Raw genomic sequence first — 12,527 nt, 5'->3', positions numbered from 1 at the left:
GCCGAGGAAATGCTCAGTACCGACTCGGTGGTCGCCCTGGGGCGGATCCTGCGAGAGGTCGAGCCGGCGCTCGCGTTCACCGCGCTGCGGGCGGTCCCGGCCGAGCTCCCCGGCATGGCGTTCAGTGACCGAGGCCGCCTGGTGCGGGACGCGCTGCTCGCGGATCTGCCCGCCGGCTACGACCCTGCGGACGAGCTGTTTCGGGCGGCGCTGGCCAGGGAGGACTTCACCGGCTGGATGATCTGGCCCGTCACCGAAGCTGTCGCCGTACGAGCAACCTCCGGCCCCGCCTCCGCCTCAGGTGCCCGCGCCTCCGCCCACGTTTCCTCCTCGAGCGGCGACCTCGAGCGCGGGCTCGAGTTGCTTGCCCTGCTGACTCCCCGGCTCACCGCCGAGTTCGCTCTCCGGACCTTCCTCGCCGCCGACCTCGAGCGCACGCTCGAGACGGTCAGCACCTGGACCAAGCACCCGGACGAGCACGTACGCCGGCTTGCCAGCGAAGGCACGCGGCCTCGTCTCCCGTGGGCCAAGCAGGTCCGCGCGATCCTCGCCCACCCCGAGGTCACCCGCGAGATCCTCGACGCCCTCCGCGACGACGAGTCGCCGTACGTCCGCCGCTCGGTCGCCAACCATCTCAACGACGTCAGCCGCGCCAACCCCGCGCTCGCCGTCGACATCGCCACGACTTGGCTGGCCGACCCCGCGGAAACCACACCCCAGTTGGTCCGCCACGCCCTTCGTACCCTCATCAAAGCCGGCGACCCCGCAGCCCTGGCCCTACTCGGCTACGCCCCTCCCGCCGCTCTCACCGTCGACGGCCCGCTGCTCTCCGTGGAAGGCGTCACCGTCGGCGAATCGCTCGAGTTCACCTTCGACGCCCGCAACGAAGGCCCCGACGAGGTCCGCCTGGCGATCGACTACGTCGTGCACCATGTGAAAGCCAACGGCACCCTCACGCCGAAGGTCTTCAAACTCACCACGAGAACCCTCGCCCCCGGCGAGTCCATCGGCCTCGCCAAGCGTCACTCGTTCAAGCCGATCTCCACCCGCCGCTACTACGCCGGCGAGCACGCCCTGGAGCTGCAGATCAACGGCCACCCGTTCGGCCGAGCCACCTTCACCCTGACCACGGAGGTATGAGATGACCATCCCCACCCCGCCCGACCCGACCGTCGCCGAGACGATCAAGCACCTCCCGCACGCGATCACCGCGTACCTGCGCGAGTCCCAGCCCGGCCGCAAGGCGAACTTCCACGACCTGCTGCCCGCGTTCGCCGAGGACGCCACCGTCCTCGACGACGGCAACACCTACACCGGCCACGACGAGATCCGCGGCTGGCGCGAAACCGCCGCCAGCGAGTTCACCTACACCCAAGAACTCACCCACGCCGAAAAGCTCGACGACACCCACTGGGTCCTCACCCACCACCTCGAAGGCAACTTCCCCGGCGGCGAGGTCGACCTCATCTACCGCTTCACCCTCGAGGGCGACGTCATCAAGTCCCTCGAAATCGCCCCCTGACCCAGCGCCGGACGCCCACCACTCACCAACCTGCCACCAACCCCCGCCTGTCCTGAGGCGTGAGTCGCCAAGCCTGCCTGAGGTTGCTGACTGGTGCAGGTCGGGCTCCGCTCCGCACCGCCTCCGGCTCAACCGGCCACGGCGCACAGCAAACGCGTTGCTCACCAGCACGATGGCGCCGGCGTCGGCCGACGTGCACCACTGACCAACCCGCGCCGGGCCCCCGTTTTCGACGCTCCTCAGGCGTGGCAGTGTCGCCCGCCGCGAGGTTGATCAGTGGTGGGTGTCGGTTTCGGGTGCTAACGAGCAAGGAAGGTCAGGAGGGCGGCGGTGGTGTCCGCCGGAGCCTCCTCCGGCAAGTAGTGGTCGGACGGGAGAGCAGCGCCCTGTAGGTCTGTGGCGTAGGAGCGCCAGGCGTCCAGTACGTCGTACGTGCGCCCGACGAAACTCGACGCGCCCCACAGCGCCAGGACCGGACAGCTGAGGGGAGTGCCGTACGACGTGTCGTCGTGGAGCAGGTCGATGGTTGCCGCGGCGCGGTAGTCCTCGCAGCTGGCGTGGATGGCCTCGGGGGTGGAGAAGCAGCGGACGTAGTCGGCCATCGCCTCGGGGTGGAAGGCCGTCCCGCCGTGGTGGCGGGACTCCAACCGGGCGCGGATCCAGAACTCGGGGTCGCCGCCGATCAGGCGTTCCGGGATGCCGTTGCCCGCGGCCAGGAAGAACCAGTGGTAGTAGCCCTGGGCAAACGTCGCGTCAGCGTGCTCGTACGTGTACCGGGTCGGGACGATGTCGAGTACGGCGAGCCGCTCGACGGCCTCAAGGTGATCCAGCGCCAGGCGATGCCCCACCCGGCCGCCGCGGTCGTGGCCGACGACGGCGAAGCGGTCGAAGCCGAGGGCCCGCATGACCAGGACCTGGTCGCGGGCCATCGCGCGTTTGCTGTACGGCGCGTGGTCCGGAGCGCTGGCCGGCTTCGCGCTGTCGCCGTACCCGCGAAGGTCCGTGGCGACGACGGTGTGCGTCTGCGCGAGCACCGGCGCGACCTCGTGCCAGATCAGGTGGGTCTGCGGATACCCGTGCAGGAGCAGCACGGGCGGCCCGCTCCCGGCGACCGCGCAGTTGATCTCGATGCCGTCGGCATCGATCCGCTGGTACTCGAACCCGTCGAGCTTCATCGCGCCTCCACCGCGTCGAGCACCGCCTGCGTGAAGCTCGTCGTCGTGGCCGTCCCGCCGAGGTCCGGCGTACGGACCTCCCGAGCAGCCAGTACGGCGGCAATCGCGCTCTCCACCTCCGCGGCGGCCTCCAGATGCCCGAGGTGGTCGAGCATCATCGCGGCCGTCCAGATCGCCCCGATCGGGTTCGCGATCCCGCGCCCGGCGATGTCGGGCGCGGACCCGTGCACGGGCTCGAACATCGACGGGAAGTCGCGCGCCGGGTTCAGGTTCGCGGCCGGCGCGATGCCGATGCCGCCGGCAACCGCCGCGGCCAGGTCGCTGAGGATGTCGCCGAAGAGGTTCGAGGCAACGATCACGTCGAAGCGCGCGGGATCGAGCACGAGCTTCGCGCTCAGCGCGTCGATGTGCTCCTGGTCCCAGCGGATCGCGGGACGCAAGTTGGTGCGCTCGGCAACGATCTCGTCCCAGAACGGCATCGTGTGCACGATCCCGTTCGACTTGGTCGCCGAGGTCACGTACCCGTCGCGCGCAGAAACAGCGGCCTCGCCGTACGGGCGCCGCCGCGCCGCCAGTTCCAGCCCGAAGTCGACCAGCCGCGTCACCCCGGCCCGCGTGAACACGGCCTGCTGCACCGCGAGCTCGTCCGGGAACCCGCGGCTCATCCGACCGCCGATCTCGCTGTACTCGCCCTCGACGTTCTCCCGGACGACGACGAAGTCGACCTCACCGGCGACCGCGCCGCGGACCGGGCTGTCGAGACCGTCGAAGACCCGGATCGGCCGCAGGTTCACGTACTGCTGGAACTGCCGCCGGATCGGGATCAGCAGGCCCCACAGCGACACATGATCCGGTACGCCGGGAGCGCCGACCGCGCCGAGGAAGATCGCGTCGTGGCCGCGGAGCTGGTCGAGGCCGTCGGCCGGCATCATCGCGCCCTCGGCCAGGTACCGCTCGCAGGACCAGTCGAACTCGTCGTACGCGAAGGTCAGCCCGTGCCGTCGCCCGACCGCCTCGAGCACAGCGAGCGCGGCCGGGACCACCTCGCGGCCGATGCCGTCGCCGGGAATGAGTGCGATCCGCTCAGTCGTCATCTCTCGATCAGACCAGTCATCGGGCCGTCAGGTCCAAGACCGGTTTCCGACCAGACCGATAGGCAGCACCTATAGGTTGTCCCGGGCAACCGCCAGGAACGCCGCAGCAGCGGGCGTCAGCGGGGCCGTCCTGCTCGCCAGCGAGAGATGCAGGTACGCCGCCGGCTCCAGCAACGACACGATCGCGCCCGCCTGCCGGGCCAGCGTCGCCCACGAGTCCGTCAGTACGGCGTACCCGACGCCGCCGAGCACGAGCGGCAGGATCGCCTCGCGGTGCTCGGACTCGACCACGGCCGTCACGTCGATCCCGTCCGCCTGGATCTCGTCGACCAGCCGCCGCATCCCCGTCCCGGTCTGCCCGACGATCAGCCGGGATCCGCGCAGGGCCTCACGCCGTACAGGGCCTCCGTCGGGAAACCCGGACCCGGGCGGCGAGATCAGCACGAACCGCTGTACGCCGGCCGGCTCCAGCCGCACGCCAGCAGCCTTGGCGGGCACAGCAGTCCCCAGCAGGCCGATCTCGGTCACGCCTGACCGAACCATCTCCAGTACGACGTCCGCAGTCGGCGCCGCACGGATGCCGACCGACAGCCCGGGGTAGGCCCGCGTGAACGCGCCGATCAGGCTGCTCAGCGGCTCGACGGTCTGCGACGGCATCGCGGCGATCTCCACCCGCCCGGCCTGCAGCCCGGCGGTCGACTCCACGCTCGCCCGCGCCGAGGCGAGCCCGCGCACCACCTGACGAGCGGGCTCGATCAGCGCCTGCCCGGCCGGAGTCAGCACCACTCGCCGGCCCACCCGGTGGAACAGGTCGCTGCCGAGGTCGCGCTCCAGCGTGCGAATCGCCTGCGACAAGGAGGGTTGCGCGATCCGCAACGCCTGCGCGGCCCGGCTGACACCGCCTTCGTCAACCACCGCCAGGAAATACTCCAACTGCCGCGCATCCACGCCTGATCACCTCCGCTCGAAACTCACCGTAGCCGGGCCGCCGGCCGGCTCGGAGGCACCGGCCGGAGGTGTCCCTCCGATTTCTTGGCGGAATGCGGAAGGATGTTGGACGCGCTGGTGTTGTTGGGGAGCAGACTGCGATGAGAGGACATTCCTGATGGACATCGGTCTGCAGATTCCTGACTTCACCTGGCCGAACGGTCCGGGCGCGCTCGGCCCGGAGCTCGCGGCGGTGGCCCGGACCGCCGACTCGGCGGGCTTCGGCTACATCGCCCTGATGGACCACTTCTTCCAGATCGGCGGCGTCGGGCCGGTCGAGAACGACATGCTCGAGGCCTACACGGCCCTCGGGTTCCTGGCGGCCAGCACCGAGCGGGCCAAGCTGCTGACGGTGATCACCGGCGTGCACTACCGCGAGCCGGCGCTGCTCGCCAAGGCGGTCACGACGCTGGACGTGCTGTCCGGCGGTCGCGCGATCCTCGGCCTCGGCGCGGGCTGGAACGAGGAGGAGTCGCGCGGGCTCGGCTTCCCGTTCCCGCCGCTGGCCGAGCGGTTCGAGCGGCTCGAGGAGACCGTGCGGTACGTGCTGCAGATGTGGTCCGACGACGAGGGTGCGTTCGAGGGCAAGCACTACCAGGCGACCCGGCTGCTCAACTCGCCGCAGGCGCTCAGCAACCCGCATCCGCCGCTGATGATCGGCGGTGGTGGTGAGAAGAAGACGCTGCGCCTGGTGGCGAAGTACGCCGACGCGTGCAACCTCTTCAATACCCCCGAGCTGGAGCACAAGCTCGACGTCCTCAAGCGGCACTGCGAGACCGAGGGCCGCGACTACGACGAGATCACCAAGACCGTGTACCAGCCGCTGGACACGGGCGAGAAGGGCGAGAAGACCCAGGAGCTGCTCGACGAGCTCGGCCGGCTGCACGGTCTGGGCGTCCAGGTCGCGCTCGGGTTCGTGCCCGACGTGCAGAAGCTGGACGGCCTCGAGCGCATCGGCGCCGAGGTCATCCCGGTCGCCGCGGCCTTCTAGCCGTACGACGGCTGGGCGGCATTGCTGCCGCCCAGCCGCGGGTCAGGCCGCGAAGGTCGCGACGCCGATCCGCCCACCGTCGACGTCCAGCGTGGTGGCGTGCACAAACCTCGCGTCGTCCGAGGCCAGGAACACCGCCGCCCGCGCGATGTCGTCCGGATGTCCGACGTCGCCTCCCGGCGTACCGGCCATCATCCCCGCGGCCGGGTGGTCGGTCATCGTGTGCACCACCCCGGGCGAGATCGCGTTCACCCGTACGCCGGACGCGCCGAACTCCGCCGACCACGCCCGGGTCAGCGTCTCCAGCGCCCCCTTCGAGGCCGCGTACGCCGTACCACCCCGTACGCCGAGCCGCGCGACCCACGACCCCAGGTTGACGATCGTGCCGCCGCCCGCGGCGGCCATCGCCGGCGCGATCGCGGCGACCAGGAAGAACGGCGCCTTCACGTTCACCGCGTACACCGTGTCGAACGCCGCCTCGTCGATGGTCGTCGTACCGGTGCTGTCGAGCGCGCCCGCGTTGTTGACCAGGATGTCGATCCGGCCGCCCAGGACGGCGGTTGCCTGCTCGGCCAACTGCTGCGCGGCCGCGGGGGAGCCGTCGAGGTCGGCCGCGACGAAGTCCGCCTTGCCGCCGGCCGCGCGGATGTCCGCGACGACAGCCTCGCCGCGCTCGGCGTTGCGGCCGGTGACGACGACGTGCGCCCCCTCGGCGCCGTACGCGACCGCGATCGCCTTGCCGATGTTGCTGGTGGCCCCGGTGACCAGGGCCGTCTTGCCTGCCAGACGCATGGCAGCTGCTCCTTCGCTCAAGAATGGACTGATGAGTCCAAAGTAGCATGCCGATTGGACCCATCGGTCCAGACATGGAACCAGTAGGCTGGGTGGCATGGAGGAGCGAGTGCTGACCGCGAAGGGCGCCGCGACGCGGCAGCGGATCGTCGACGGTGCCGCGCTGCTGATCCGCGAGCAGGGCGTGGTGAACGTCGGGCTCGACGACATCCGGGCCGCGACGGCGACGAGCAAGAGCCAGCTGTTCCACTACTTCCCCGACGGCAAGGCCGACCTGATGCTGGCGGTCGCGCGGCGGGAGGCCGAGCAGGTGATCGCGGAGCAGTTGCCGCAGCTCGGCGACCTCACCACCTGGCGCAAGTGGCAGGCGTGGCGCCGCCGTGTGATCAAGATGTACGACGAACAGCGCGAAGGCTGCGCGCTCTCGGCCCTCGTCGGGCAGCTCGGCCTGGGCGACACGACGACCCGTCAGATCGTCGGCGACATGCTCGATCGCTGGCTGCAGTACCTGGTCGACGGCGTCGAGGCGATGCGGGCGTCAGGCGAGATCGACAAGTCCGTCGACCCGGTGAGGGCGGCCACGGCCATCCTCACCGCGGTCAACGGCGGCGCGACGATGCTGGTCGCCACCGACCGCATCCACTACCTCGAGACGGCGCTCACCGAGGCCATCGACGACCTGCGCCGCCCGAAGCGCTAGCCCGCGTCGAGCCGCCGCCAGATCCATCAGCCCGTACGGCGGGCGCCCGGCGTACGGGCTCCTACGACTTCTGCTCGCGCCACTCCCGCTCGAACGGCAACCGCCAAGCCCGCGGCGCGATCAGCTGGTGGATCGCGTTCGGCCCCCAAGTACCGGGCGCGTACGGCTTCACCGGCGGCGGGTCCTCCAGCAGGAGCGTCGAGTTCTCCCACAGCGACTCGATGCCCTCGGCGGTCGTGAACAGCGTGTGGTCCCCGCGCATCGCGTCGAGGATCAGCCGCTCGTACGCCTCCAGCACGTCGGCTGCCGACTCCGTCTCCTGCGTGGAGAACTGCATCGACAGCTTCTCCAGCCGCATCCCCGGCCCCGGCCGCTTGCCGTAGAACGACAGCGACACCCGGGACGAGTCGGCCAGGTCGAACGTCAGGTGGTCCGGACCCTGCGCCCCGACGCCCGAGCCGGACGGGAACATCGTCTTCGGCGCCTCCTTGAAGGCGATCGAGATGATCCGCATCCCCTCGGCCATCTTCTTGCCGGTCCGCAGGTAGAACGGCACGCCGGCCCAGCGCCAGTTGTCGATCCCGACCTTCATCGCGATGAACGTCTCGGTGTCGGAGTCCGGCGCGACGCCGTCCTCGCTGCGGTACCCGCCGTACTGACCCCGTACGACGTCCGTCGGCTGGATCGGCAGCATCGACCGGAAGACCTTGTTCTTCTCCTCCGAGATGGCCCGCGGTTCCAGCGCCGTCGGCGGTTCCATCGCGACGAACGCGAGCACCTGCAGCACGTGCGTGACGACCATGTCCTTGAACGCGCCGGTCGGCTCGTAGAAGGTGGCCCGCTGGTCGAGGCCGAGCTCCTCGGGGATGTCGATCTGGATGTGGTCGATGAAGTTGCGGTTCCAGATCGGCTCGAACAGCCCGTTGGCGAACCGGAAGGCGAGGATGTTCTGCGCCGCCTCCTTGCCGAGGAAGTGGTCGATCCGGAAGATCTGCGACTCGTGGAAGGTCTCGTGCACGAAGTCGTTCAGCCGGATCGCGCTGGCCAGGTCGTCGCCGAACGGCTTCTCCATCACCACCCGGGCCCGCTCGACCAGGTCGGCGTCGCGCAGCATCTGGATCACCGAGTGCGCGGCCTTCGGCGGCACCGACAGGTAGTGCAGGCGGCAGGTGTCCGGCCCGAGCAGCGTCTCGGCCTCCTTCACCGCGGCCGCCAGCGCGTCCGGACCGGCCGTGGTCGACACGTAGCTGAGGCGGGTGGAGAACTGCTCCCACTCCTCCTCGGTGATCTTGTGCGTCCCGAAGGTGTCGACCGCGAGCCGCGCGCGGGCGCGGAACTCCTCGGTGGTCAGCTCCTCGGTCGCCGTACCGATGATCCGTACGTCGGGGGCGAACCGGTTCTGCTGCAGGTAGGCCAGGCCCGGCAGCAGCTTGCGCTTGGCCAGGTCGCCGGTCGCCCCGAACAGCACGATGACGTGCGGCGCCAGCGGCTCCAGATCCCGCCGCGACGGCCGCGCGCCGGGCGCTGGGTAGGCGATCGTCTGGCTACGGGAGTCGGGCATTCGGTCCTCCTACGGATGACGCTCACGGCACAGGCCACAAACGGCTTCAGTGTAGGCACGCCAGGTTGCCGATGAGAGCAGGCTCAAGTGACGTTCGGAAGACCGTCGTACGCCGCCATCAGCAGCTCCAGCCCCCGGTCGTCACCGAGCGGGCCTTCCTCGAGCATCCGGTTCATCACGTAGGCAACGGTCAGACCGGTGTCGAGGTCGACCAGCACCAGCGATCCACCCCAGCCGCCCCACGAACAGGCGCGTCCCTGGAGGCTGTAGCCCATCCCGTACCGAATCGGCCGCCCGAGGACGACGTCCGTCCCGGCGAACTGCTGCTCCAGCACCCGCTCACAGCCCGCCTTCGACAGCAGCCGTACGCCGTGCGCTTCGCCGCCGCTGGCCTTCGGCAGCAGCTGTCCGCCGTGCGTTTCGCGGCCGGCCTTCGGCGGCGGCTGTCCGCCGTGCGTTTCGCCGCCGTTGGCGAGGAGGGACTGTACGGCGGCGACCGATCGGGCGTTGCTGTAGCCGGCGGCCGAGGGGATGTCGGCCCGTCGCCAGGCCGCGGTGTTGGCGACGTCGGCAGACAGCGGCGGGTTGCCCTCGCCCCTCGATCGCAGCTCGGGCGCCCGGCTCGACGCCGGGATGATCTCGGCGACGCGATGGTCGTCCTCCGGCGCCACCACCATCTGGAAGTCGGCGCCGAGTGGCCCAGCGATCTCGTCAGCAAAGAACTCAGCCAGGGAGCGACCGGTGACCCGGCGTACGACCTCGCCCAGCAGGTATCCCTGGGTGATCGCGTGATACGCCCCGACCTCCCCAGGCGGTGAACTCGGCGCTTGCTCGGCCAAAAGCGAAGTCATGGCCGACCAGTCGAAGAGCTGCTCGGTCCGCAGCGCCTCGTGCCAGGTCGGCAGTCCGGCGGTATGCCCGAGCACGTGCCGGACCAGAATCTTTTCCTTGCCCGCAGCCCCGAATTCCGGCCAGTACGACGCGACCGGCGCATCCAGGTCGACCATGCCACGATCGGCAAGCACCAGCAGGCACAACGCGGTCATGGTCTTCGTGGTGGACCACACGCAGGTGATCGTGTCCCGCTCCCACGGACGCGTCCGCTCCGCGTCGGCGTACCCGCCCCAAAGGTCGACCATCAGCGTGTCACCGACGTACACGGCAACCGACGCCCCGACGTCCTTGGTGTCCAGCAGCGTCGCAAACGCGTCCTGCACAGCAGCGAACCGCTCGTCACAGGTCCCGCCCAGCTCAGCCATGGGTGTCATCAAACCAGCCAAGCGAACCGGAGGCGGATCGGGTGGAGCGCCGAGCCCCAGACGCCGGGCGAACCGGAGGTGGATCGGGCGGGTCGCCGAGCCTCGGGAGCCGAGCGGAGCGAAGGCGGGCCGAACCGGCCTTTGCCTCCCAATTGGTGTGCGTACCGTGTGAGGTGTCCGGGGTGGCCGGGGCTGTTCGTCGGTGGGGTGTGGAGAGGAATTCGATGAAGTACCTGTTGATGATCTGTGGGGACGAGTCGGCCGAGGAGCACGCGCTCGACGGGTGCGGCGGCTGGTCCGAGGAGATGGAGGCCCGTGGGGTCGTCCGTGGTGGTGCGGGGTTGCGGCCGCCGCAGGAGGCGACGACGGTTCGGGTGCGGGGTGACGAACTGCTGCTGACCGACGGGCCGTTCGCGGAGACCAAGGAGCAGATCGGTGGGTTCGTGCTGATCGAGTGCGCGGACCTGGACGAGGCGATCGAGATCGCCGGCAAGCACCCGGCGGCGTCGTACGGGACGATCGAGATCCGGCCGGTGATCGACGGGCCGCCGGAATGACGGCCGTCTGCAGGACGGTTGCCGCGTGAGTGTTGCCGACCAGCTGGACCGGGTGTTCCGGGAGGAGTGGGGCCAGGTGCTGGCCACGCTGATCCGCGTCACCGGGGACTGGGAGGTGGCCGAGGAGTGCGTGCAGGAGGCGTTCGCGGCGGCGTTGCGGCGCTGGCCCGAGGACGGCGTACCGGACAAGCCTGGGGCGTGGCTGACCACTACTGCTCGGCGGCGGGCGATCGACTGGATGCGGCGCGAGGCGGTCGGGGCCGCGAAGCTGCGAGAGGCGGCGGTGATGATCGGTGCTGAGGGCGTGGACGGTTGGCCTGTGCCGGAGGAGGAGTCCGCGAGCGTCGTACAGGACGACCTGCTGCGGCTGATGTTCACCTGCTGCCACCCGGCGCTGGCGATGGAGACGCGGGTCGCGCTGACGCTGCGCACGCTGGCCGGGCTGAGCACTGCCGAGATCGCGCGGGCGTTCCTGGTGGGGGAGGAGGCGATGTCCAAGCGACTCACCCGTGCGAAGCAGAAGATCAAGCACGCCGGCATCCCGTACCGGGTGCCGCCGGACCACCTGCTGCCCGAGCGGACTCCCGCCGTACTGGCGGTGCTGTACCTGCTCTTCAACGAGGGGTACGCCGCAACGGCCGGCGCTGAGCTCGTACGGGACGGGCTGGCCGCCGAGGCGATCCGACTCGCTCGGATGCTGGTCAGGCTCATGCCGGACGAGCCGGAGGCGGCCGGACTGCTCGCGCTGATGCTGCTGCACAACGCGCGCCGCGACACCCGCACGACACAGGGCCAGCTGATCACCCTCGAAGACCAGGACCGCAGCCGTTGGCACCTGGACGAGATCACCGAGGGCACCGACCTGCTGGACGCCGCTCTGAGCCGCAGGCAGCCAGGCCCGTACCAAGTCCAAGCAGCCATCGCCGCCTGCCACGCGACCGCGCCGACAGCTGCCGACACCGACTGGCCGCAGATCGCCGCGCTGTACGCCCAGCTGAAGCAGACGCCGATCGTCCAGCTCAACCGGATCGTCGCCATCGGCATGGCCGACGGCCCGGCGGTCGGCCTGAAGCTGCTGGACGACCTACAAGGCCTCGACGGCTACTACCTGGTCCCAGCCACCCGCGCCGACTTCCTGCGCCGACTGGGTCGCAAAGCGGAGGCAGCCGACGCCTACCGAGCCGCACTCGAGCTGACCAGAACCGAGGCCGAGCAGACCTACCTGCAACGCCGTCTGGACCAGGTGTCCGTCTAGACCTCCGCCGTACGTCGGTTGGGTATGACCGACGTACAGACAGCCATCGCCGCCGAGCGCACCGACCTCGTCGCGGTGCTACGCAACCTGTCCGCTGACGACTGGGATCGGACCACCCTCTGCGAGGGATGGCGGGTCCGCGAACTGGTGGCCCACATCGTGATGCCGTACCGGTACTCCACCCCGCGCATTCTCAAGGAAATGCTCAAGAGCCGCGGCGGCTTCAACCGGATGGCCGACCGCCGAGCCCGCGCCGACGCCGACGAGCTCACGCCCACCGAGCTGACCGACACCCTGGAAGCCAACATCCACCACCAGTGGAAACCCCCGGGCGGCGGCTTCGAGGGCGCCCTGTCCCACGACGTCATCCACGGCCTCGACGTCACCGTTGCCCTAGGCATCGACCGCCACGTCCCTCTCGACCGCCTCGAGATCGTCCTCGCAGGCGCCAGCCCCAAGCACCTGAAGTACTTCGGCGTCGACCTCACCGGCACCCAGCTCCAGGCAACCGACCTCGACTGGACCCTGGGCACCGGCACCGTGGTCAAGGACACCGCCGAGAACCTGCTGCTGATAGTCAGCGGCCGGCACCTACCGAGCTGAGGGAACAACCGCGCCGTCCGCGAGGTTGTCC

The 12,527-nt window shown here is 70.0% G+C and carries 13 protein-coding genes; 7 read left to right on the top strand and 6 right to left on the bottom strand.

What is annotated here, in order from left to right; all coding sequences use genetic code 11:
- Positions 1-9: 9 nt before the first annotated feature.
- Together ACYVIO_RS37340 and ACYVIO_RS37335 are read left to right on the top strand one after the other, a co-directional pair.
- Positions 10-1,140, top strand: coding sequence for a DNA alkylation repair protein (locus ACYVIO_RS37340; RefSeq protein ID WP_460655715.1), 1,131 nt, complete (start codon positions 10-12; stop codon positions 1,138-1,140).
- Position 1,141: 1 nt separating this feature from the next.
- Entirely contained in the window at positions 1,142-1,522 is a 381-nt protein-coding gene (locus tag ACYVIO_RS37335; protein ID WP_460655714.1) for a nuclear transport factor 2 family protein, read from the top strand.
- Positions 1,523-1,821: 299 nt separating this feature from the next.
- Here ACYVIO_RS37335 and ACYVIO_RS37330 read toward each other — a convergent pair whose 3' ends face one another.
- The 3 genes from ACYVIO_RS37330 to ACYVIO_RS37320 all read right to left on the bottom strand — a co-directional run bounded on the left by ACYVIO_RS37330 (position 1,822) and on the right by ACYVIO_RS37320 (position 4,739).
- Entirely contained in the window at positions 1,822-2,697 is an 876-nt protein-coding gene (locus tag ACYVIO_RS37330; protein ID WP_460655713.1) for an alpha/beta fold hydrolase, read from the bottom strand.
- Positions 2,694-3,791 (bottom strand): tartrate dehydrogenase, encoded by a 1,098-nt coding sequence (locus ACYVIO_RS37325; RefSeq protein WP_460655712.1) that lies wholly within the window; start codon positions 3,789-3,791, stop codon positions 2,694-2,696. The genes ACYVIO_RS37330 and ACYVIO_RS37325 overlap by 4 nt, the downstream gene beginning before the upstream one ends.
- 69 nt (positions 3,792-3,860) lie before the next feature.
- The gene (locus ACYVIO_RS37320; protein ID WP_460655711.1) at positions 3,861-4,739 is read right to left on the bottom strand and encodes a LysR family transcriptional regulator; all 879 of its coding nucleotides are present in this window, start codon (positions 4,737-4,739) and stop codon (positions 3,861-3,863) included.
- 157 nt (positions 4,740-4,896) lie between these two features.
- Here ACYVIO_RS37320 and ACYVIO_RS37315 point away from each other — a divergent pair, with 157 nt between their 5' ends.
- Positions 4,897-5,769, top strand: a complete 873-nt coding sequence (locus ACYVIO_RS37315; protein ID WP_460655710.1) for an LLM class F420-dependent oxidoreductase — start codon at positions 4,897-4,899, stop codon at positions 5,767-5,769.
- Positions 5,770-5,811: 42 nt separating this feature from the next.
- Here ACYVIO_RS37315 and ACYVIO_RS37310 read toward each other — a convergent pair whose 3' ends face one another.
- Entirely contained in the window at positions 5,812-6,561 is a 750-nt protein-coding gene (locus ACYVIO_RS37310) for an SDR family NAD(P)-dependent oxidoreductase (RefSeq protein WP_460655709.1), read from the bottom strand.
- 97 nt (positions 6,562-6,658) lie between these two features.
- Between ACYVIO_RS37310 and ACYVIO_RS37305 the strand changes: the two genes are divergently transcribed.
- Positions 6,659-7,261, top strand: a complete 603-nt coding sequence (locus tag ACYVIO_RS37305; RefSeq protein WP_460655708.1) for a TetR/AcrR family transcriptional regulator — start codon at positions 6,659-6,661, stop codon at positions 7,259-7,261.
- Positions 7,262-7,322: 61 nt separating this feature from the next.
- Here ACYVIO_RS37305 and zwf read toward each other — a convergent pair whose 3' ends face one another.
- Together zwf and ACYVIO_RS37295 are read right to left on the bottom strand one after the other, a co-directional pair.
- Positions 7,323-8,822: a glucose-6-phosphate dehydrogenase gene (zwf, locus tag ACYVIO_RS37300; protein WP_460655707.1), complete on the bottom strand. Its 1,500-nt coding sequence runs from the start codon at positions 8,820-8,822 to the stop codon at positions 7,323-7,325.
- Between the two features lie 83 nt (positions 8,823-8,905).
- Positions 8,906-10,081, bottom strand: a complete 1,176-nt coding sequence (locus ACYVIO_RS37295; RefSeq protein ID WP_460655706.1) for a serine hydrolase domain-containing protein — start codon at positions 10,079-10,081, stop codon at positions 8,906-8,908.
- Between the two features lie 224 nt (positions 10,082-10,305).
- Between ACYVIO_RS37295 and ACYVIO_RS37290 the strand changes: the two genes are divergently transcribed.
- Genes ACYVIO_RS37290 through ACYVIO_RS37280 form a run of 3 tightly spaced genes read left to right on the top strand, consistent with a single transcriptional unit; the run spans position 10,306 to position 12,496 of the window.
- Positions 10,306-10,638 (top strand): YciI family protein, encoded by a 333-nt coding sequence (locus ACYVIO_RS37290; protein WP_460655705.1) that lies wholly within the window; start codon positions 10,306-10,308, stop codon positions 10,636-10,638.
- A 25-nt stretch (positions 10,639-10,663) separates the two neighbouring features.
- On the top strand, positions 10,664-11,893 hold the full coding sequence (locus ACYVIO_RS37285) for an RNA polymerase sigma factor (RefSeq protein WP_460655704.1): 1,230 nt from the start codon (positions 10,664-10,666) through the stop codon (positions 11,891-11,893).
- A gap of 24 nt (positions 11,894-11,917) precedes the next feature.
- Positions 11,918-12,496, top strand: coding sequence for a maleylpyruvate isomerase family mycothiol-dependent enzyme (locus ACYVIO_RS37280; protein WP_460655703.1), 579 nt, complete (start codon positions 11,918-11,920; stop codon positions 12,494-12,496).
- Positions 12,497-12,527: the final 31 nt, after the last annotated feature.

The sequence above is a fragment of the Kribbella endophytica genome, from assembly GCF_054781295.1.
Note: the sequence above shows the minus strand (reverse complement) of the source record. Positions and strands in the feature narration are given on the sequence as shown.